This is a genomic window from Streptomyces sp. NPDC088246 (assembly GCF_044741025.1).
Lineage (GTDB): Bacteria > Actinomycetota > Actinomycetes > Streptomycetales > Streptomycetaceae > Streptomyces.
Genome location: NZ_JBIURV010000024.1, coordinates 1 through 19,692 on the forward strand (window position 1 = coordinate 1; position 19,692 = coordinate 19,692).

At 69.1% G+C, this 19,692-nt stretch carries 14 protein-coding genes and 5 pseudogenes; 7 read left to right on the forward strand and 12 right to left on the reverse strand.

The window, feature by feature from the left end; genetic code table 11:
- Positions 1–91: 91 nt before the first annotated feature.
- The gene (locus tag ACIPEK_RS29085) at positions 92–769 is read right to left on the reverse strand and encodes a GntR family transcriptional regulator (protein ID WP_402001858.1); all 678 of its coding nucleotides are present in this window, start codon (positions 767–769) and stop codon (positions 92–94) included.
- A 64-nt stretch (positions 770–833) separates the two neighbouring features.
- Positions 834–1,784, reverse strand: a complete 951-nt coding sequence (locus ACIPEK_RS29090) for a beta-ketoacyl-ACP synthase III (protein WP_402001861.1) — start codon at positions 1,782–1,784, stop codon at positions 834–836.
- A 238-nt stretch (positions 1,785–2,022) separates the two neighbouring features.
- Here ACIPEK_RS29090 and ACIPEK_RS29095 point away from each other — a divergent pair.
- The 3 genes and pseudogenes from ACIPEK_RS29095 to fdhD all read left to right on the forward strand — a co-directional run.
- Positions 2,023–2,273, forward strand: a pseudogene (locus ACIPEK_RS29095) (ketopantoate reductase family protein); the annotation flags it as partial.
- 32 nt (positions 2,274–2,305) lie between these two features.
- A pseudogene (locus ACIPEK_RS29100) lies at positions 2,306–2,766 on the forward strand (hypothetical protein); the annotation flags it as partial.
- Between the two features lie 5 nt (positions 2,767–2,771).
- On the forward strand, positions 2,772–3,620 hold the full coding sequence (fdhD, locus tag ACIPEK_RS29105) for a formate dehydrogenase accessory sulfurtransferase FdhD (protein WP_383071515.1): 849 nt from the start codon (positions 2,772–2,774) through the stop codon (positions 3,618–3,620).
- 97 nt (positions 3,621–3,717) lie between these two features.
- On the opposite strand, the gene ACIPEK_RS29110 is transcribed toward fdhD, so the two are convergent.
- Positions 3,718–4,746: a bile acid:sodium symporter family protein gene (locus tag ACIPEK_RS29110; protein ID WP_402001864.1), complete on the reverse strand. Its 1,029-nt coding sequence runs from the start codon at positions 4,744–4,746 to the stop codon at positions 3,718–3,720.
- 110 nt (positions 4,747–4,856) lie between these two features.
- On the opposite strand from ACIPEK_RS29110, the gene ACIPEK_RS29115 reads away from it, so the two are divergent.
- Together ACIPEK_RS29115 and ACIPEK_RS29120 are read left to right on the forward strand one after the other, a co-directional pair.
- Positions 4,857–5,768 (forward strand): LysR substrate-binding domain-containing protein, encoded by a 912-nt coding sequence (locus ACIPEK_RS29115; RefSeq protein ID WP_402002167.1) that lies wholly within the window; start codon positions 4,857–4,859, stop codon positions 5,766–5,768.
- A 371-nt stretch (positions 5,769–6,139) separates the two neighbouring features.
- Positions 6,140–7,939: an AMP-dependent synthetase/ligase gene (locus ACIPEK_RS29120; RefSeq protein ID WP_402001867.1), complete on the forward strand. Its 1,800-nt coding sequence runs from the start codon at positions 6,140–6,142 to the stop codon at positions 7,937–7,939.
- 32 nt (positions 7,940–7,971) lie between these two features.
- Here ACIPEK_RS29120 and ACIPEK_RS29125 read toward each other — a convergent pair whose 3' ends face one another.
- From ACIPEK_RS29125 to ACIPEK_RS29140, 4 genes and pseudogenes are all read right to left on the reverse strand, one after another.
- Positions 7,972–10,035 carry a PQQ-dependent sugar dehydrogenase gene (locus ACIPEK_RS29125; protein WP_402001870.1) on the reverse strand — a complete coding sequence of 688 codons (2,064 nt, stop codon included), beginning with the start codon at positions 10,033–10,035 and terminating at the stop codon, positions 7,972–7,974.
- 11 nt (positions 10,036–10,046) lie between these two features.
- Positions 10,047–11,693, reverse strand: coding sequence for a glycosyl hydrolase family 8 (locus ACIPEK_RS29130; RefSeq protein ID WP_402001873.1), 1,647 nt, complete (start codon positions 11,691–11,693; stop codon positions 10,047–10,049).
- Between the two features lie 278 nt (positions 11,694–11,971).
- Positions 11,972–12,754 (reverse strand): Tat pathway signal sequence domain protein, encoded by a 783-nt coding sequence (locus ACIPEK_RS29135; RefSeq protein ID WP_402001876.1) that lies wholly within the window; start codon positions 12,752–12,754, stop codon positions 11,972–11,974.
- Positions 12,754–12,921, reverse strand: a pseudogene (locus ACIPEK_RS29140) (glycoside hydrolase family 88 protein); the annotation flags it as partial. The pseudogene ACIPEK_RS29140 and the gene ACIPEK_RS29135, both read right to left, overlap by 1 nt.
- A gap of 626 nt (positions 12,922–13,547) precedes the next feature.
- On the opposite strand from ACIPEK_RS29140, the gene ACIPEK_RS29145 reads away from it, so the two are divergent.
- Positions 13,548–14,384: an aldo/keto reductase gene (locus tag ACIPEK_RS29145; RefSeq protein ID WP_402001878.1), complete on the forward strand. Its 837-nt coding sequence runs from the start codon at positions 13,548–13,550 to the stop codon at positions 14,382–14,384.
- A gap of 87 nt (positions 14,385–14,471) precedes the next feature.
- The gene (locus tag ACIPEK_RS29150) at positions 14,472–14,954 is read left to right on the forward strand and encodes an RICIN domain-containing protein (RefSeq protein WP_402001881.1); all 483 of its coding nucleotides are present in this window, start codon (positions 14,472–14,474) and stop codon (positions 14,952–14,954) included.
- A gap of 577 nt (positions 14,955–15,531) precedes the next feature.
- Here the strand turns inward: ACIPEK_RS29150 and ACIPEK_RS29155 are convergent.
- From ACIPEK_RS29155 to ACIPEK_RS29175, 5 genes and pseudogenes are all read right to left on the reverse strand, one after another.
- Positions 15,532–16,143 (reverse strand): hypothetical protein, encoded by a 612-nt coding sequence (locus ACIPEK_RS29155; RefSeq protein WP_402001884.1) that lies wholly within the window; start codon positions 16,141–16,143, stop codon positions 15,532–15,534.
- Between the two features lie 583 nt (positions 16,144–16,726).
- A pseudogene (locus tag ACIPEK_RS29160) lies at positions 16,727–16,970 on the reverse strand (hypothetical protein); the annotation flags it as partial.
- Positions 16,971–17,276: 306 nt separating this feature from the next.
- Positions 17,277–17,498 (reverse strand): annotated as a pseudogene (locus tag ACIPEK_RS29165) (acyl-CoA dehydrogenase family protein); the annotation flags it as partial.
- A 25-nt stretch (positions 17,499–17,523) separates the two neighbouring features.
- The gene (locus ACIPEK_RS29170; protein ID WP_402001887.1) at positions 17,524–18,681 is read right to left on the reverse strand and encodes a CaiB/BaiF CoA transferase family protein; all 1,158 of its coding nucleotides are present in this window, start codon (positions 18,679–18,681) and stop codon (positions 17,524–17,526) included.
- 37 nt (positions 18,682–18,718) lie between these two features.
- Positions 18,719–19,672: a class I SAM-dependent methyltransferase gene (locus ACIPEK_RS29175; RefSeq protein WP_402001890.1), complete on the reverse strand. Its 954-nt coding sequence runs from the start codon at positions 19,670–19,672 to the stop codon at positions 18,719–18,721.
- Positions 19,673–19,692 lie beyond the last annotated feature (20 nt).

The window sequence follows — 19,692 nt, forward strand, 5'->3', positions numbered from 1 at the left end:
CACCCCAACAGAGTGACGGCCACACGCCGCCCGGCACAGCACCCGAACGGCGCGTCACATCACAACAGGGCAAACGTTCCCTGCTACGGCACTAGCTCTCTTCGCGCTGGTGGAACGCCTTACGCGTGTGTTCCGTGTGCGCCCGCATGATCTCCGTGGCCCGCTGCTCATCGCGCGAGGAGATCGCCGCGATGAGCGAGCGGTGCTCGATCCAGGACTGGGTGCCGCGCCGGCGGGCCACCGGGGTGTAGTACCAGCGCACCCGGCGGTCCACCTGCCCGGCGAGCTCGGAGAGGACGACATTGCCCGCCAGCTCCATGACCTTGGCATGGAAAGCCGCGCTGGTGGCGACCGCCAGGTCCATGTCGTCGTCGGCGACGGCCTGCTCGCCCTTGGCACAGAGCTCCTCCAGGGCGGCGATCCCGGCAGTGCCGGAGTTGGCCGCGGCAAGACGGGCGGCCTCGGCCTCCAGGAGGGTGCGGACCGAGAGCAGCTGGTCCGCCTCGTCCTCGGTGGGCTCATGGACGAACGCGCCCTGGGCGGGCCGCAGATCGACCCAGCCCTCGGTGTTCAGCCGCTGCAGCGCCTCCCGCACCGGCTGCCTGGACACTCCGAGATGGCCGGCCAGCTCACTCTCGACCAGATGCCGGCCGGGACGGAGCGCACGCGTCGTTATGAGCTCGAGCAGCGCCTCGTACACGCGCTCGCGTAGCGGACCGGGCCGCTCCAGCTTCGGCACAGCCCCTTGCGGCAGTCCTGTGGACGACATCGCGGCCCCCCTCCGGGCGACGAGCAATTGCTTATCGTCTACAGTCTACCGAGCGCAACGCCCCTCAGGGACAGCGGATCACCTGACCCGCGTATGAGAGATTCCCGCCGAAGCCGAAGAGCAGCACCGGCCCGCCGCTGTGCACCTCGCCGCGCTCCACCAGCTTGGACAGGGCCATCGGGATGGATGCCGCGGACGTATTGCCGGAATCCACGACATCCCGGGCGATGACCGCGTTGACCGCACCGATCTTCCTGGCGACCGGTTCGATGATCCTCAGATTGGCCTGATGCAGTACCACCGCGGCCAGATCCTCGGGGGCGACACCGGCCTTTTCGCACACCCTGCGGGCGATGGGCGGCAGTTGCGTGGTGGCCCAGCGGTATACGGACTGCCCCTCCTGCGCGAACCGCGGGGGCGTCCCCTCGATCCGTACCGCGTTCCCCATCTCCGGCACCGAGCCCCACAGCACGGGGCCGATCCCGGGCCGGTCACCGCCGTCCGGGTCCGCGACGACGACCGCCGCACCGGCTCCGTCGCCGAGCAGGACACAGGTGCTGCGGTCGGTCCAGTCCGCGATGTCCGCCATCTTGTCGGCGCCGATGACGAGGACGCGCTCGGCCGCGCCCGCCCTGATCGCATGGTCGGCGGTGGCGAGGGCGTGCGTGAAGCCGGAGCAGACGACGTTGATGTCCATCACCGCGGGCGAGCCCATGCCGAGCCGGGCGGCGACCCGGGCCGACATGCTCGGTGAACGGTCGATCGCGGTGGAGGTCGCGACAAGAACCAGATCGACTTCGGCGGGCTGCAGCCCCGCCGCGGCGAGCGCCTTGGCCCCCGCGTGCGCGGCCATCTCGTCCACCGGCTCGTCAGGGCCTCCGACATGGCGGGTCTTGATGCCGACGCGACTGGTGATCCACTCGTCACTGGTGTCGACCATGGCCGCCAGATCATCGTTGGTGAGTACCTTGGCGGGCTGATAGTGGCCGAGCGCCACGACACGTGAGCCGGTCATGTACAAGATCCCCTCGCTACATAGGGCAGGAACCATCCAGTCTTGGTCGCTACTGCCCGGTACAGGGGCACGTGATCCCACAGGATTAGCACCCGGTCATTGGAGGCTTGGCAACAGCCTCGCCCACCTAGAAAGCATATTGTAGACAATATTCTGTCGACTTGGCATCGTCTCCTGTTCCCTCGCTCGCTCAACTCCTCGGTCCACTCCTCGGTCCACTCACCGAACGGAGAGCCCCGTGAAAGTCGCAGTTGCCGGCGCCGGCGCCTTGGCGCCTGTGCCGGGGCCGCGCTCCACTGCGCCGGCGCCGAGGTCCACCTCATCACCCGCGGCCCGCATCTGGCCGCGATGCGCCGTGACGGCGTCCGCGTCCTCAGCCCCCGCGGAGACTTCACCGCGCGCCCCTCGACCACCGACGACCCGTCGGAAGTGGGGCCCGTCGACCATGTGTTCCTCGGGCTCAAGACCAACTCCTATGCGGCATCGGGCCGGGCCCGGGTCGACGTTGTTGATGCGCCGTCCGGCGTGCGGCCCGGGTGTGCGTCGTCGAGGTGGAGGGGGCCCGCACCCTTGCCCCGGCGTGCTCGCGCCGGGCATGACGGTCCGGACGGACAGTGAGCGTGCCGGGCACAGCCACAAGGTCGTGCTGGAGCTGCTCGCCGCCCGTATCTCCACCGAGCACGACGCACCGCTCACCGATTCGGCCTGTGTCTGCTGCGGCAACTGCATCGAGGTGTGCCCCACCGGGGCGCTCTTCTTCAGGACCGAATTCGATATGCGCGCGGCCGGGACCTGGAACGAACGGGCCCAGACGGCGGCCACCACCATCTGCGCGTACTGCGGTGTCCGCTGCAATGTCACACTCCATGTGCAGGACAATGAGATCGCCAAGGTCACCTCTCCGCAAGCCAATCCGGTGACCCGCGGCACCCTCTGCATCAAGGGCCGGTCCGGCTTCCAACACGTACAGAATCGGGTTTAACCGCTATGGGACGGGTCACCGAGCGCCGCCGCACCATCCGTATCCGGGACGGGGCCGTCTCCACGCGCCCCGACACGCTCGTCGCCGAGGAGCCCCTGGAGATCCGGCTGAACGGCAAGCCGCTCGCCATCACGATGCGCACGCCGGGCGACGACTTCGCGCTGGCGGCGGGCTTCCTGGTGAGCGAGGGCGTGATCGGTGACGGCTCCGAGGTGCAGGCAATCGTCTACTGCGCCGGGGCCACGGCGGACGGCGTCAACACGTACAACGTCGTGGATGTGAAGCTCGCCCCCGGCGTCCCGGTCCCCGACATCACGCTCGAACGCAATGTGTACACCACGTCGTCCTGCGGGCTGTGCGGCAAGGCGAGCCTCGACGCGGTGCGCACCACCACCCGGCATCCCGTCGCCGACGCTCCCCCGGTCCGGGTCGAGCCCGCCCTGCTCTTTGCCCTCCCCGACCGGCTGCGCGCCGCGCAGCGGGTCTTCGACCGGACCGGGGGTCTGCACGCGGCGGCGCTGTTCTCCGAGACGGGTGAGCTGCTCGACGTCCGGGAGGACGTCGGCCGGCACAACGCGGTCGACAAGCTGGTCGGCCGGGCTCTGACCGACCACCGGCTGCCGCTGTCCCGGGCGATTCTTCTGGTGTCGGGGCGGGCCTCGTTCGAGCTGGCCCAGAAGGCGGTGATGGCCGGGATCCCGATGCTCGCGGCGGTCTCGGCACCGTCGTCCCTCGCCGTCGATCTGGCGGCCGAGACCGGACTGACCCTGGTCGGCTTTCTGCGGGGTCCTTCCATGAACGTGTACGCGGGTGAGCACCGCATTGCCCTGGAGGCGACGGTCGGCCAGGGCTGAGGCGCCCCGCCCGTCTGCACGGGACAGGGATCCGGCCGGGCGGGGAGCGCCCCTGCGCCGGCCGGTCCCACCCGCGGGCGGGGCTCCGGGCGCACCCTCAGCTCACCGTGACGGGCTCCCGTGACACCGCACTGTTCTCCCGGTTCTCCTCCTGCGGATCGCGCGAGCGGCGCTTGGCGATCACCGCGCACACCATCAGCTGCATCTGGTGGAAGAGCATCAGCGGCAGTACGGCGAGGGATGCCTGCGCCCCGAACAGGACGCTCGCCATCGGCAGCCCGGAGGCCAGGCTCTTCTTCGAGCCGGCGAACTGGATGGCGATCCGGTCCCCACGGTCGAAGCCGAGCCGCTTCGCCCCGTACCAGCTCAGCGCGAGCAGCAGCGCGAGCAGCACCACCTCGGCGCCGAGCAGCGCTCCGAGCCTGGCCGGGGTGACCTGGTGCCAGATGCCCGCGACCATGCCCTCGCTGAATGCCGTGTAGACGACGAGCAGGATCGAGCCGCGGTCGACATGGCCGAGGACCTTCTTGTGGCGGGTGATGAAGCCACCGATCCAGCGGCGCAGAAGCTGCCCGGCGACGAACGGCAGCAGCAGCTGGACCGCGATCTTCAGCAGCGCATCGGCCGAGAATCCACCGCCGCTGTTGCCCAGCAGCGCGGCGGCGAGCAGCGGCGTGAGGAAGATTCCGGCGATCGAGGAGAAGGAGCCCGCACAGATCGCCGCGGGCACATTGCCGCGGGCGATCGAGGTGAAGGCGATCGACGACTGGATCGTCGAGGGGACGAGGCACAGGAAGAGGAAGCCGCTGTAGAGCTGCGGCGTCAGGACGTACGGCACCAGTCCCTTGCCCGCGAGACCGAGCAGCGGGAACGCCACGAAGGTGCAGACGAGGACGGTGAGGTGGAGCCGCCAGTGCTTGAGGCCGTCGAGTGCCTCGGCGGTGGAGAGGCGGGCGCCGTACAGGAAGAAGAGAAGGGCGACGGCTCCGGTCGAAGCGCCGCCCGCCACATCGGCGGCGGTCCCCGATGCGGGCAGTAGCGCCGCCAGCACGACCGTGCCGATCAGCGCCAGGATGTACGGGTCGATCGGCAGCCAGGACGGCAGTTTCAGGGTGCGGCGGCTCATGTGCTCCACATGTTCTCTTGGTTCTGGTCGTGCCTTCTCCATCCTGCTCTTGACCATGGCGATCGGGAATCCGGCATACCACTCTCACTGTCATCATGGTCCGCGATAGCCTGGGGGCTATGTACGACCCCGCGCAGTTGCGTACCTTTCTCGCCGTCGCCCAGACACTGAGCTTCACCCAGGCGGCCCGCCGGCTGGGTGTGCGGCAGTCCACGGTGAGCCAGCATGTGCGGCGCCTGGAGGATGCGACGGGGCGGCAGCTGTTCACCCGGGACACGCACCGGGTCGACCTCACCGTGGACGGCGAGGCGATGCTCGGTTTCGCCCGCACGATACTTGAGGCCCATGAGCGGGCCGCGGCCTTCTTCACCGGCACCCGGCTGCGTGGGCGGCTGCGGTTCGGGGCCTCCGAGGACTTCGTGCTGACGCGGCTGCCGGAGATCCTGGAGTCGTTCCGCCGTGACCACCCGGAGGTCGAGCTGGAGCTGACGGTGGAGCTCTCCGGGACACTGCACCAGCGGCTGGCCGCGGGCCGGCTGGATCTGGTACTCGCCAAGCGGCGCGCCGGCGACACGCACGGCGAGCTGGTCTGGCAGGACGCGCTGACCTGGATCGGTGCACCGCAGCTGCGGATAGACCCCGACCGTCCGGTTCCGCTGATCCTCTTCCCGCCGCCGGGCATCACCCGGGCCCGCGCTCTGGAGGTCCTGGAGGAGCACGGCCGGTCCTGGCGGGTCGCCTGTACGAGCACCAGCCTCAGCGGACTGATCGCCGCGGCCCATGCGGGCCTGGGCGTGATGGCTCACAGTCGGGGGCTGATCCCGCCGGGTCTGGCGCCGGTGCCGGCCAGAGCGGGCCTGCCGGAGCTGGGCGATGTGGATTTCGTCCTGCTGCACGGCCGCCGCCAGGACGGGGCGCAGGAGGCCGCGGACGCCCTGGCGGCGGCGATCCTGGCGGGCGGCGACCGGCTGACCCGCAGTGTCGGCACAATCGGTTCGGTCAGTGGCCGGGACGGCGCATGACCGCACGCCTGGACGGGGAGAACCGCACACCTGGACGGGGAGAATGGACGGCAGCCTCAGTTCCGCGCCCGACCCGGCCGGGTCGGGCATGTGCGGGCTCGTCCGCGGACCAATACCCTCGCACCCGCTCGAAACGGAAGTGACAGCGGCGTACAGATTCGGTGGAGATTCCGGCGCCGCCCTCTTACTCCGCGGTCCCAGCCGCGCCCGAGCCTTGCCTATCTGGCCGGATTTCGGTGGCTGACCTGTGCATATGCCACGTTGTCCGCCGTTACGGGGCCCTCCCGCCGCGCCGCCCGGTGGGGTAGCGTCACGGCGCTGTGCGGAGCGCCACAAGGAGCAGGTCATTGCGCGAGTTCACTCTCCCACCCATGGCGGCCGCGCCCCTCGTAGGCGGGCTGGCCGATGTGGTGTTCGACTACGCCGAGGAAGATCCGCACCGGGTCGCGCTCGGCCGAAAAGACCCGAGCGGACACTGGCAGGATGTCACTGCGGCAACGTTCCGCGACGAGGTGCTGGCGCTCGCCAAGGGGCTGATCGCGCACGGCGTCAGATTCGGCGACCGGGTGGCCCTGATGTCGCGTACGCGTTACGAGTGGACGCTCCTCGACTTCGCGCTGTGGACGGTCGGCGCCCAGTCCGTACCGGTCTATCCGACGTCCTCGGCCGAACAGGTCTTCTGGATGCTGCACGACGCCGATGTGTCCGCCATCGTGGTCGAGCACGAGGACCATGCGATGACGGTCGCGTCGGTGATCGACCGGCTGCCACAGCTCAAGCGGCTCTGGCAGTTGGACGCCGACGCGGTGACCGAGCTCGTCGACGCGGGCGCCCGTGTCGAGGACGAGGTGGTGCACCGCCACCGGCGCGCGGTGACGCCCGAGTCGGTGGCGACCCTCATCTACACCTCGGGCACGACGGGACGCCCCAAGGGCTGCGTGATCACGCATGCCAACTTCATGTTCGAGACGGACACCATGGCCGCCCGCTGGGAGTCGGTCTTCCGCTCCAAGCCGGGCGACGAGGCGGCGACCCTGCTCTTCCTCCCCCTGGCGCATGTCTTCGGCCGCATGGTCGAGATCGCGGCGGTCCGCGGCCGGGTGAAGCTGGGCCATCAGCCGGAGCTGTCGGCGAAGGCCCTGATGCCGGACCTGGTGTCGTTCCGGCCGACGTTCATCCTGGCGGTGCCCTACATCTTCGAGAAGGTCTTCAACGCCGCCCGGCGCAAGGCCGAGGCGGAGGGCCGGGTCGGGCCCTTCGACAAGGCCGTGGACATCGCGGTGAGGTACGCCGAGGCGTCGGAGGCGCGGGCGTTCGGGACCGGCCCCGGGCCGTCCGCCGGGCTGCGGATGCAGCACCAGTTCTTCGACAAGGTCGTGTACAAGAAGGTGCGCGAGGCGATGGGCGGCCGGATCCGGCACGCCATGTCAGGCGGTTCGGGGATGGAACGGCAGCTCGGACTGTTCTTCGAAGGCGCCGGCGTCACGGTGTACGAGGGGTACGGGCTGACCGAGTCGACCGCGGCGGCCACCGCCAATCCGCCGGAGCGCACCCGGTACGGCACGGTCGGGCAGCCGATCCCCGGCACCACCGTGCACATCGCCGAGGACGGCGAGGTGTGGGTGCACGGCGGCAATGTGTTCGCGGGCTACCTCGGCGACCCGAAGGCCACCGACGCGGTACTGCGCGACGGCTGGCTGGCCACCGGGGATCTGGGGGCGCTCGACGAGGACGGCTATCTGACGATCACCGGGCGGAAGAAGGAGATCCTGGTGACGTCCGGCGGCAAGAGTGTCTCGCCGGCCGGTCTGGAGGAGCGGGTGCGGGCGCATCCGCTGGTCGCGCAGTGCATCGTGGTCGGCAACGACCGGCCGTACATCGCGGCCCTGGTCACGGTCGACCAGGAGTCGGTGGACCACTGGCTCTCCATGCAGGGGCGGCCGCCCATGAAGCCGGGGGATCTGGTACGGGATCCGGACCTGGAGATGGAGGTCCGGCGCGCGGTGGTGGCCGCCAACACAGCAGTGTCGCAGGCCGAGTCGATCCGTACGTTCCGGATTCTGGCGCATCCGTTCAGCGAGGAGCACGGTCTGCTCACGCCGTCTCTGAAGCTGAAGCGCAAGGCGATCGAGACGGCGTACGCGGCGGAGGTCGACGCGCTGTACCGCTGAGGCACGGCCGTGCCTCAGCGGTCGAGCGCGTGCTAGGTGATCGAGATGCGGAACAGCTTGTCCGCGCCGTCCGGTTCGCCTCCGTTGTTGTCACAGTTGGTGGTGGAGAGCCAGAGCTGGTCCTGGCCGGGCACCTTGGTGACCGTGCGCAGCCGCCCGTACGTACCGACGTAGTACGCGGTCGGCGTGCCGAGGTTCTCGGTGTCACCGGTGATCGGCACCCGCCACAGCCTCTCGCCCTTCAGCGCTGCCATGTAGATGACATTGCGCACGATGGCGATTCCGCTGGGCGAGGCCTCGGAGACGTTCCAGGTCTTCTTGGGGTTGGTCATGCCGGCGGTGGAACAGCTGCCCTCGCAGACGGGCCAGCCGTAGTTGTTGCCCGGCTTGATGAGATTGAGCTCATCCTTCTTGCTGTCGCCGAACTCCGCCTCCCACAGGCGTCCTCTGTCGTCGAAGGCGAGGCCCTGCGGGTTGCGGTGGCCGTAGCTGTAGACGTAGTTGCCGAACGGGTTGCCGGGGGCGGCCTTGCCGTCCGTGGTCATCCGGAGGATCTTGCCGTTGAGCGAGTTCTTGTCCTGCGCGAGGTCGGGTGTCTGGGCCTCGCCGGTCGACGCGTACAGGTAGCCGTCGGGGCCGAAGGCGAGCCGTCCGCCGTTGTGGTACCTGCTCTTCTTGATCCCCTGGAGCAGGACCGTGTATCCGCCGAGCGAGCTCCCGTCGTATGTCATGCGGGCGACGCGGTTGCCCTCGGACGCGGTGTGCATGAAGTACACGTAGTGGTTGGTGGACCACTTGGGATCGACGGCGACACCGAGCAGGCCGCCCTCACCGTTGGTCGTGACGGCGCCCGGCACGGCACCGACCTGGGTCCTGGCGCCGCCAGGGGTGACCTTGAAGACCTTGAAGCTGTCCCGCTCGGTCACCAGCGCGGTCTTGCCGTCGGGCATCCAGTAGGTGCCCCAGGGGATGGACCAGCCGGTGGAGACGGTGGCGATGTCCGACGGTACGCCGCCGTCGGTGGCGCAGGCCGGGGTGTTGAAGGTGACCGTGTTGCTCGCAGGCGAGACATTGCCCGCCGCGTCCTTGGCAACGACGTCCAGGGTGTACGGGCTGGCGCAGGCGAGCCCGGTGAGGGTGGTCGTGGTGGCCGGCGGCGCGCCGGTCACGGCCTTGTAGACGGTGCTGCCGCTGCGCACCTCGTAGGCGGTGACGGCCTTGTCGTCCGTCGACGCTCCCCAGTTCAGGACAACGCTGTTCGCGGTGAGGCCCGAGGTGGACAGGGTGCCGGGTGCCGAGGGCGCGGTGGTGTCGGAGCTGGGCAGGGTGGTGCAGTCCACGATCGGGCTGACCGACGACACATTGCCGGCCGCGTCACGCGCGAACAATGTGATGTTGTACGTGGTATTGGGGGTGAGCCCGGTCAGGTTCTTCGTCGTGGCGGTGCCCGCCGCCTCCGCGAACTTGTTGCCGTGTTCGTAGATGTCGTACGCGGCGACGCCCACGTCGTCGGTGGCGGCGTCCCAGTTCAGCGTGAGGCTGTCCTCGGTAATCGCCGAGCAGCTGGGCCGGCCGGGTGGGGTGGGTGCTTGTGTGTCCGATGAGGTGACCGTGAAGTCGATGTAGTCGAGGTTGGGCAGCCCGTTGGCCGTCGTGGACGTCAGCCGGATCTTGTTGCTGCCTGCCTTGACCGGGGTGGTCAGGGTGGAGGTGGCCCAGGTGTTCCAGTCGGTGGTGGCGTCGAAGGCGCGGGCGGCCGAGACGACCGTGCCGCCCACGGCGACATCCGCGGGCCGGCCGGCCGTCGTGCCGTTGGAGTACCGGATGGCGATCTGTCCGGTCCCGGCAGAGGCCGCGGTGACCGTGAACTCCACATAGCTGCCGACGACATTGTCGCCGTTGACGAAGCCTGTCCCGGAGTAGCCGGAGTGGTTGGACTCGGCGGCGCCCTGGACGATCGTCGCGGACTCCGCCTCGTACCGGGTGGCCGCCGCGGAGGCGGACTGCGGCACCGCCTGCACCAGACCGGTACAGAGCAGCATGACCGCGAGCGCGGCCACTCTTCCTCGTAACGTGGTGAGTGTGCTGGCCTTCATCTGAACCTCCTTCAGGGAACCCAGTAGTTGCCGGACGCGACGATCATCGACTGCAGCTGGACGCTCCCGCCGTAGTAGAGCTGTGGGTCGACCGGCGTGGCGGCGAGCTTGCTCCAGAGCGCGTCGAGCCAGGCCTGGGAGCCGGGGTCGGTCAACGCGGTCACGACGTACGGGGCGGTGAATGCCATGTCGTCGCCGCTGTCGAACGCCGTGCCGTTCAGGTGGTAGCCGGTGACGATCCGGTCCGGGTCGCCACCGGTCCTGGACTTGATCCAGGAGTTGAGCTTGCGCGCCGAGGCGAGCGAGGCCGCGTCCCCGCTGGTGACGGCGTCCGCGCCGATGCGCCACGGGTCGCGGCAGGCGTTCCAGGAGTAGTCGCCGTCGTTGGGGCCTTCGAGCACCTCACCCGCGGCGGGCTTGGGCGTGGTGTTCGTGTTGACCACGAAGTCCGCCAACAGGCCGGTATCAGAAGCGTACTTGGACTGCTGAGTGGTGATCAGATTCTGATGGGCAGTGCGCACGGTGTCCCAGGTGCTGTCGCCCGTGGCCGTCTTGAAGGCGCGGAAGTGGTCGATCAGCCAGTCCGAGGAACGGGTCATCCAGTAATGGGACTCACCGGAGTCCGACCAGTCACCGAGCAGCATGAGGTGGGTGGTCGGGTTGACCTCGCTCTTCTTGATGGCGTTGATGTGCTTGACCGCGAGATCCTTGTAGTTGTACGTGCCCGTGGATCCCCACTGCTTGTCGGCGAGGAGCAGCCCGTAGGCGACGTCGAGGTCCCCGTCCGTCGCCGAGTCGGAGCCGTCGACGCTCTTGCAGGAGGTGTCCTGCTCGGCGGCGAGAAGGTTGGCGTTGTTGGCCGAGGGGTGCGCAAGCATGTACTTCACCATGCCGTCGAAGACAGTCCTCGCCTCCGGGTCGGCTCCTGCCATCGTCGCGGTGACTACCATGCCGTAGCCCTGGGCCTCGGCGACGTAGGGGTGGTCGGCGTCCGGCGAGATGACCTCGTACCAGCCGTTGCCGCAGTTCTTCCTGACGAACGCGGACTTCCAGGCGTTGTATGTCTTGATCACGGCCTGGTCGAGCACGGACTGTGAGCCGGTCGGCTTCAGCGTTCCTGCGGCGTACGGGAACCGGTGGCTGCCGAAGGGCACTGCGGGACCACCGGCGGCGGGGTCTTGGCTGTCCAGGGAGTCGATGTTGGGGCCGCCGTTCGCCGTGGTGGCCGTGGCCCGGACGGTGTTGGCACCCGCCTTCAGCGTGACGGCGACCGGGGCGGTGGCCCAGCTGTCCCAGGACCCGGTGCTGTTGAACGCCTTGCCCGCGGCAACGGTGACGCCGTTCACGGAGATGTCCAGCGGGCGGTTGGTGGTGGTGCCGTTGGCGTAGCGCAGGCCGAGCGTGGTGGAGCCGGCGGTGTCGGCGTCAACGGTCCACTCGATGTAGCCGCCGGCGACATTGGTGTAGTCGACGAAGCCGGTGCCGGTGAATCCGGTGTGGTTCGTCGCCACGGCCGCCCGGTACAGGCTCGCGTTCTCGGCCTCGTACGCGGTCGTGGCGGCTGAGGCCTTCGGCAGCTGGGCGAGCAGGGGCAGAAGCAGACAGCTGAGTCCGGCGAAGACGGCCACGATGCGGCGTGGGGGCGCGGCAGGGTGCACGGTGATCCCTTCCGGTTCGGCGTTAGGAAAGGTTCCTAACCAACACTGCATGGGATTCCCTGGGGCTCGTTCTGTCAATGCCCCGCGCGGGCCCAAATCCCATAGGTTTCTGGCTGGTTGGGCGGACGCGGGCAGCCCGGAGGGGGCGACGGGATCACCCCGCCGCCCCGTGTCCGAGAGGGCGTTCCACCTCGTGTCGAGGTGGTCGGGGCCGGGCACGGTGACCCTTCCGGTGCCGGACGCCGATGTCGCGTTGCGGTTGTCGATGGATCAGCTCCTCAGGCCAGTTGGTAGCCGCGCATGCCGGTGAGCAGAAGATGGGTGTCCTGCAGCGATCCCGAGGTGTCGCCGAGCGACCGGTAGATGCCCCACTTGGGCCGTACGCGGTCGGCGAGGAAGGTGTCGGCACCGGACTTCGACTTGTCGATGACGGTGGTCGAACCGTCCTTCAGAATCCAGCGGACCGAGCCCGCCGTACCGTCGCCGACCGTGATCCGGAAGTCGACGTCGATCCACTTGTTCTGCAGCGGTACGAGGTCGGTGCGGCCGACGAGAATGTCGGCGGCGGCAAGCTTGAGCTCGATGGTCTGTACGCCGTTCACCCGGCGCAGCGACTGCACGACGATCGGCGAGGTGCCGTTGCCCGGCTGCTTCATCTGCATGATGTGCGTGAAAGTGGTGGTCGCCTTCAGCGAGCCGGGGATGTACATCCGGTACGTGACCCGCCAGGTCTCTCCGGGCAGCCACTCGAGGTAGGAACTGCCGCTGGTGCGCAGTCCGGTCACCTCCTGGCGCTGACGGTCCGTCGAGGTGTCCCGGTCGACGGTGTGCATGTTGAACCGGAAGTTGTCGCCCTCGGTGAGGATGTGCGGCTGCCCCGCCGGGTGGGAGTCGGCCCGGTCGTCCTCGACGGTCTCGAAGGCGCCGAGCCCGCCGCTGCTCGCCGAGGGCGACCAGCGCAGTCGCCAGCTCGCCGCGTGCGCGGTGGCCAAGGGCCCGGCGGTGGCCGCCACGGCGCCGCCGATTGCCGCACCGAGTAACGCCCGCCTGGAGGGATTCATCACTTCGACCTCGCTCGGAGTTGTTCGTTCATGATGAGAAAGGCGCCCAGGCCATGGAAGTCGTTCGTGGCCCTGGTGCGGTTGATGCAGTAGCTGTAGTCACCGACGTTGGTGCCGACAGTGATGTCGGTGAGATCGCTCAGGCCGTCCGCGCCGATGGATATCCTGTCCCGCGCGTTGTGCGTACGCCGACAGGTGAGGTACTCGCCGTACAGATACGGACCGACGGGGTACGACCAACCGCCGATCGTCGTCGGTGAGTAGCGCGCCGCCGTCGACTCGTCAGCGCGGTCGACCAGTCGGTGGTCCGGGGCGCGTCGGCGCCGGCGTCCCCAAGGCCGTCGAGGCGGCGTCCGGGGCGCCGTCCGGCGGGGCAGCGGTGGCCACCGGCGCGGTGAGCCCGGCGCCGACAACGAGTACGGCGCAGGCTGCGGTGATCAGTCTCCTGAACGGGTGGTGCTCCGATGTCTTCTTGCGATCAGACATAAGCCGTACCGACCTTCCTGAGGTGGGGGTTCAGGATTGAGTGGGGTGTGGCCGTTTTCACCGCAGCCACCAACCGCTGCGTTCACAAGAGCGTCCCTTGTTCAGTGATGTGCTCCAGGGTTACGCCTTGACGAGGCTCGGTCAATGACCCGGACCGGATGAGGTCGGAGCAATATCGAGCCGGTGTCGCGTCGATCCCGGGCGGGGCAGTAAGGCGTTGCCGAACGTCCGGTCGGCAGGGAATGCATCGCGCCCCGTGATCGTTGAGCATGAGAATCCCAACCGCCGACGTAAGGATCGACCGCTCGTGAGCAAGGTCCCCTCCATCACCCTCAACAACGGCGTCGAGATGCCGCAGCTCGGTTTCGGTGTCTGGCAGGTGCCGGACGACGAGGCCGCGAAGGCGGTCGCGACAGCCATCGAGTCCGGGTACCGGAGCATCGACACCGCCGCGATCTACGAGAACGAAGAGGGCACGGGCAGGGCCGTCGCAGCCTCCGGTGTCGCCCGCGAGGAGCTCTTCGTCACGACGAAGCTGTGGAACGCCGAACAGGGCTACGACTCCACCCTGCGCGCCTTCGACACCTCGCTCGACAAGCTGGGTCTGGACTACGTCGATCTGTATCTGATCCACTGGCCGGTGCCGGCCAAGGACGCGTACATCGACACGTACAAGGCCTTCGAGAAGATCTACTCCGAGGGCCGCGCGAAGGCCATCGGTGTCTCGAACTTCCTGCCCGAGCACCTGGAGCGCCTGCTCGGCGAGACCTCCGTGGTTCCGGTGATCAACCAGATCGAGCTCCACCCGCAGCTCCAGCAGGCCGAGTCGCGCGCCTTGCACGCCAAGCACGGCATCGCGACCGAGGCCTGGTCGCCGCTGGGCCAGGGCAAGGGCCTCCTGGACGTCCCGACAGTCGTCGCGATCGCCCAGAAGCATGGCCGCACACCGGCCCAGGTGGTGCTCCGCTGGCACATCCAGACCGGCAATGTGGTGATCCCGAAGTCCGTGACGCCGTCCCGGATCGTGGAGAATCTCGATGTGTTCGGCTTCGAGCTGGACTCCGACGACCTGGCCGCATTCGCCGCACTGGACGAGGGCAAGCGTCTCGGCCCGAACCCGGGCGAGTTCAACCTCGGCGCCTGAGCCGTGCCGCTGCACCGTTGAAGTACACAGACCGCCGCCCGGCTGCCGAGCCGGGCGGCGGTCTGCTGCCCAGGAAGGAACCGGAACATGAACGGGGACACCGCGCCCGTCGTCGCGGCGGGCCGCTACCGGCTGCGCAATGTGGGCAGCGGGCTGCTGCTGGAGGTGTACGGCTCCGCCAAGGGCGCAGGCGCCCCGGTGCAGCAGGGCGAGGAGAGCGGTTCGGCGGCCCAGCACTGGGAGCTGTCGCCCGTGCACGAGGGTGCCGCGCTGTACCACCTGGTCAATGTCCACAGCGGCAAGCGGCTGGACGTCGCCAATGCCTCCACCGAGAACGGCGCCGTGGTCCAGCAGTGGCGGGCCAACAACTACGGCGCCCAGGAATGGCTGATCGAGCAGCACCTGGAGGCGCCGGGGGTGGTGACCCTGGTCAGTTTCATCAGCGGGCTCGTCCTCGAAGTGGCCGATGGCAGCACGGTGGACGGTGCCCGCGTCCAGCAATGGGAGGACACCGACTCCCCCGGCCAGTGGTGGCAGTTGGAGCCGGTGTCGGACACCCCCATGGTCTAAAGACCGACCGGCACATGGGGGGCGGCGTCGCGGGGCTGGACACGCACTCCCCCAAGGCCTTAAGGGCCAGGGGGACCCCCTCCGGCGTTGTCGTCGGTCAATAACTCCCCCATAGCCCGAAAGGCATGGGGGGACCCCCTTCGCGTTGCTTCCCTCCTCCGCCTTGCAGCTGCACACACCCAGCCCCGATCCTTCTCCCCCCCATTTGCCGGTCGGTCCAAGCCGTTTCGTTCGGATTCGATCGCAGGCCCGGTAAAGCCATCAGGAATCCGGCCCCATGCCTGGCCAGGCTCCCGGCGGCCGGGACGTGGGCGGCGTCTGCCGCGCCGGCGCCACGTTCTGCCGCCCCGGTCGCCGGGTCCTGCCAAAGGCTCGAAGGCCACGTACGGCACGGCTGTCCAGCCGGGCTGGCAGCGCCTCGCCGTCCGGCTCTAGTATGGCGTGGCAGAAGTATCCAGACTGGAACCCCGGCCCGATTCCGGCGGGCCGGGGTTCTATGTCAGGCAGGTGAATCGACCACCGGCCTTGTTAGTGGTGCTCGGTTACCGGCCACCGTGAGGGTGCTCGATCACCGCTCTCAGTAGTCGTCGCCGAAGTCGCCGCCCTCGCCGAAGTCGCCGCCCTTGCCGCCGCCGTGGTGGCGCTCGATCACTCGGAAGCTGCCCACGACTCCGTTGTGGACCTTCACGCCGCCCTTGACGCGACCCGGGTGGACGCCGTCGCTGGAGCTCCAGGGACCGACGGTCGCCAGCGGGGCGCCGTTGTCGCAGGTCGCGCCACGGAAGACCTCGACGGTCCGGCGGCTTTCGTTGCGGATGTTGAGGGTCTTGGAACCGAGACCGCTGACCACCGTGATGCAGCCGCCGCCTTCGGCGGTGTAGGTGCGCTCGTTGATCTGGATCCGGCCCCTGAAGTGTTCCCGGTGACCCCTGTTCTCGTTGCCACCACCCTTGTTCTCGTAGCCACCACCCCGGCCCTCGTTGCCCTTGCCCTCGTTGCCGTTGCCCTCGTTGCCGTTGCCGCCGTTGCCGCCGTTGAGGGCGGACACGGGGGCGGCGGCCTGCTGCTGGACGACCGGGGCAGCTTGAGCCGGCTCCATGGAGGCAGCCGAGGCGTACGTGATGCCGGTGGCGGCCAGGGCCGCGGCAGCCGCAAGTGCGGCAGTAACGACAGTGGAACGCGTAACCATGTCACTTCTCCTGTCTCAGAGAGGCCGGCCGAGCAGCCGACCCGAGATTGAACGTACTTACGGTCCCCATAGCTGTCATATCGGACACGTTGGAAGGGGCGGGGCCGGAGCGCCAATCGGGGTACACAAGACACCCAAATGCCATTTCCAGATAATCCGACAAGCTGCCAATCGTCCTTATTTATGGGCGAATTGATGTGCCATTAGCCTGTCCGGGCGACTTCCTGATGCCCTCTCACCCCTGGCGGCAGCGTGTCTTTGTTGACACGGCCCGGGCAGGAGACGTATGCCGCCGCCCTGAGTACCCGTCATCCGCAGTCCCGCCCGCTCTGACCTGCGGTGACGCATCGACGGAGCGCGCCGAAGAGCGCTGCTCGGGTCGCCGGGTGCCCGGCGGCCGCGGACGAGCGCTCATTCCACGGCGACATCGGCCGTGTCCGGTACGTCCCTCCGTCCGGAGCGCAGTGCCCGGCCCGCGGCGTACGCGAGCAGCGCGACGCCCCAGGCCAGGAGGCTCATCAGCTGCCAGGAACACCACGATCGTCATGACCTTGATCGATGCGAACCAGTACTCGAACTCTCCGTAGGAGCGTATCGAGATGCGGTTGACGGCGGTCATCAGCGCGAGCAGCAGCAGCGATATCGCCCACAGCGGCCCACCGGCCCAGTACCTTCGCGCCCGCCACGGCTTCGAACCCCACGACGATCGCCCAGAGGTACCAGGGGAGCCACCCCACGCCGGCCCCGGCCCAGCCGCCGGGAGCGGTGCGCGCGTACTCGGCGAACGAGCCGGTCGTCGGCTGCGCGGACGCCATTTCTCCGAGCATCCGGATCACCAAGACGATGAAGGCCCCTGTCAGTACGTTACGGCGGCCGGGCCGATGTCCTTGATGACGACGCCGGAGCCCACGAAGAGGCCGCGCCGGCCACACCACCGATGCCGATCACCGTCAGGTGCCTTTGCCGCAGTCCTTGCCTCAGCTCCACGGTCCCGACAGCTCCGCGGTCCCGACCGGCTGTTCCGTTTCGTGGCTCGTCGCGCTCCTGGGCCGGCTCTGGCTGGGGTGCTGGAGAAGGGAAGCCCGGCCGGCGGAGCGCGGCCGGGCAGAGGGGGCGTCATGACGCCCCGTGTGTCAGCGATAGGCCGCCTGCCCGGTGCGGGCGTGACCGACGGCCAAGGTGTGGATCTCGCTGGTGCCCTCGTACGTCAGGACCGATTCGAGGTTGTTGGCGTGCCGCAGGGGCGAGTACTCCAGCGAGATGCCGTTGGCCCCGAGTACGCTCCGGCGTTCGCGGGCGATGGCCAGGGCCTCGCGTACGTTGTTGAGCTTGCCGACGCCGATCTGCTCGGGCCGGGTGCCGCGGTACGGAGGCGGGCGGTCAGCTGTCCAGCCAGCGCCTGAGGTCCTCGGTGTGCTCGCCGAGCCGCGGCGGGCGCCGCTCGTAACGCGGCGGGGTACGGGACAGCCCGATGGGGTTGGCCACCAGGCGCATGGGGTCGTCGGGGTCCGCGTCGGCCGGTGTGACCCGCGGGGACAGGCCCAGGCGTTCGGCGAGGTCGAAGGCGCCTGCGAGGTCGTTGACCGGACCGCAGGGCACCCCGAGCGGGGTGAGCAGGTCGAACCACTCGGCGGCGGTACGCAGGGCGAGCCGTGCGGAGATCTCCTCGGCCAGCGCATCGACGTGCGCCACCCGGTCCGCGTTCGAGGCGAACCTGGGATCGGCGGCGAGCGCGTCTGCGCCCAGGCCCCGGCACAGGGCGATGAACTGCCGGTCGTTGCCGACGGCGACGACCAGCGGCCGGTCCGCAGCCCCGTACACCTCGTACGGGGCGATGGACGGGTGACGGTTGCCGAGGATGCCCGGCACCTGGCCGGCCAGGGTGTACCCGCCCGCCTGGTTGACCATGCTCGACAGCAGCGAGGACAGCAGACTGACCTCGACGTGCTGGCCTTCGCCGGTCGCGTCGCGGTGGCGCAGCGCCGCCAGGACCCCCACGGCCGCGTGCAGGCCGGTCAGTACGTCGACCAGCGCCACGCCCGTCTTGACGGGCTGACCGGGTGCGGGCCCGGTGACGCTCATCAGCCCGCCGACCGCCTGCAGCAGCAGGTCGTAGCCGGGGAGCGAGGCGCCTTCACCGGCTCCGAATCCGCTCACCGAGCAGTAGACGATGCCGGGGTTGAGCGCGTGGGCCTCCTCGTAGGAGAGCCCGTACTTGTCCATCGTGCCGGGACGGAAGTTCTCGAAGAGCACATCGGCGCGGCGCACCAGCTCGTGCGCGTCGCGGCGTCCTTCCTCCGTGCCGAGATCGACGGCGAAGGACCGCTTGTTGCGATTCACGGACAGGAAGTAGGTGGACTCGTCATGGGCTCGCGGCGGGCCCCAGGACCGGGTGTCGTCGCCGGTGCCCGGACGTTCCACCTTGATGACGTCGGCGCCCAGGTCCGCGAGGAGCATCGTGGCGTACGGGGCGGCCAGCACCCGCCCGAAGTCGGCGACCACGACACCCGACAGGGGGCCGGGAACGGAGCCGTTCATCGGATCACCGTCCGGGAACCCAGCAGGTCAGCACAGGTCACCCCCGTCGGGCCAGGTGCACCGTACGGACCGTGAGCAGGAAGACATCGGGGCGGCGGCGCAGCCCGGCCGGGTCCTCGGGGTCGAGCAACCGGTCCAGTACGGCGATGTCGTCGGCCGTCAGGAACTCTTCGAACATCTCGCGCCGACGGGCGAATTCGTCGATGACCTGGTCGCGGGCCGGCTCGGAGAGCGGGGCCGGAAGGTCCAGCAGGAAGCTGCGGGTGCCCTGCGGGTCCAGACCCACCGCCGTGAACAGGGCGCTCCAGTCCTCGGTCTCCCGCTTGGTGCCGGGCAGTGACGCCCGCATGTCCTCGAACCAGTCCGCGGTGATCGCGTCGAGCCTGGCCTCCAGACCCGGCCGCCCCATGCCGATGTCACGCGGGAGCTGACGAGGCGGCAGACCGCCCTCCACCAGGGCGACGGTCCCACCGGGGCGCAGCAGCGCGGCGAACCCGGCGAGGACTGCGCGCTGGTCACCCATGTGATGCAGGGCGTTGCCCACCCAGATCAGATCCGCCTCCCCCAGCTCGGCGAGGCCGTCCGGGATGTCGGCCTGCTGTGTACGGACCCGGTCACCGAGACCGAGCCGCTGCGCGCGGGCCCGGGTGCGTTCCAGGAGCGCCGGGGTGCCGTCGACGGCGACGACCTCCGCCTCGGGAAACACCTCGGCGAGCAGACAGGCGATCACGCCGGGTCCGCTGCCGATGTCGAGAATCCTGCGCACCTTCGGGGCCGTGGGCAGGCCGGCGATCCAACGGGCCGCCGCCTCGTACTGCGGGCGGCTGAGCTCGGCGTTCTGCTCCAGCCGCGGGCCCATGACGTCCCAGTCGACTGCGGTCGTGCCGTGATGGTGCCCATGAGTGTTGTCGCGCTGATGATCGTGAGTGCTGTCGTGGCGATGACTGCTGGTGATGCCGTTCTGATGACCGTGGTCGGTGTGCTGGCTCATGGAGACAGCCTCATCACACA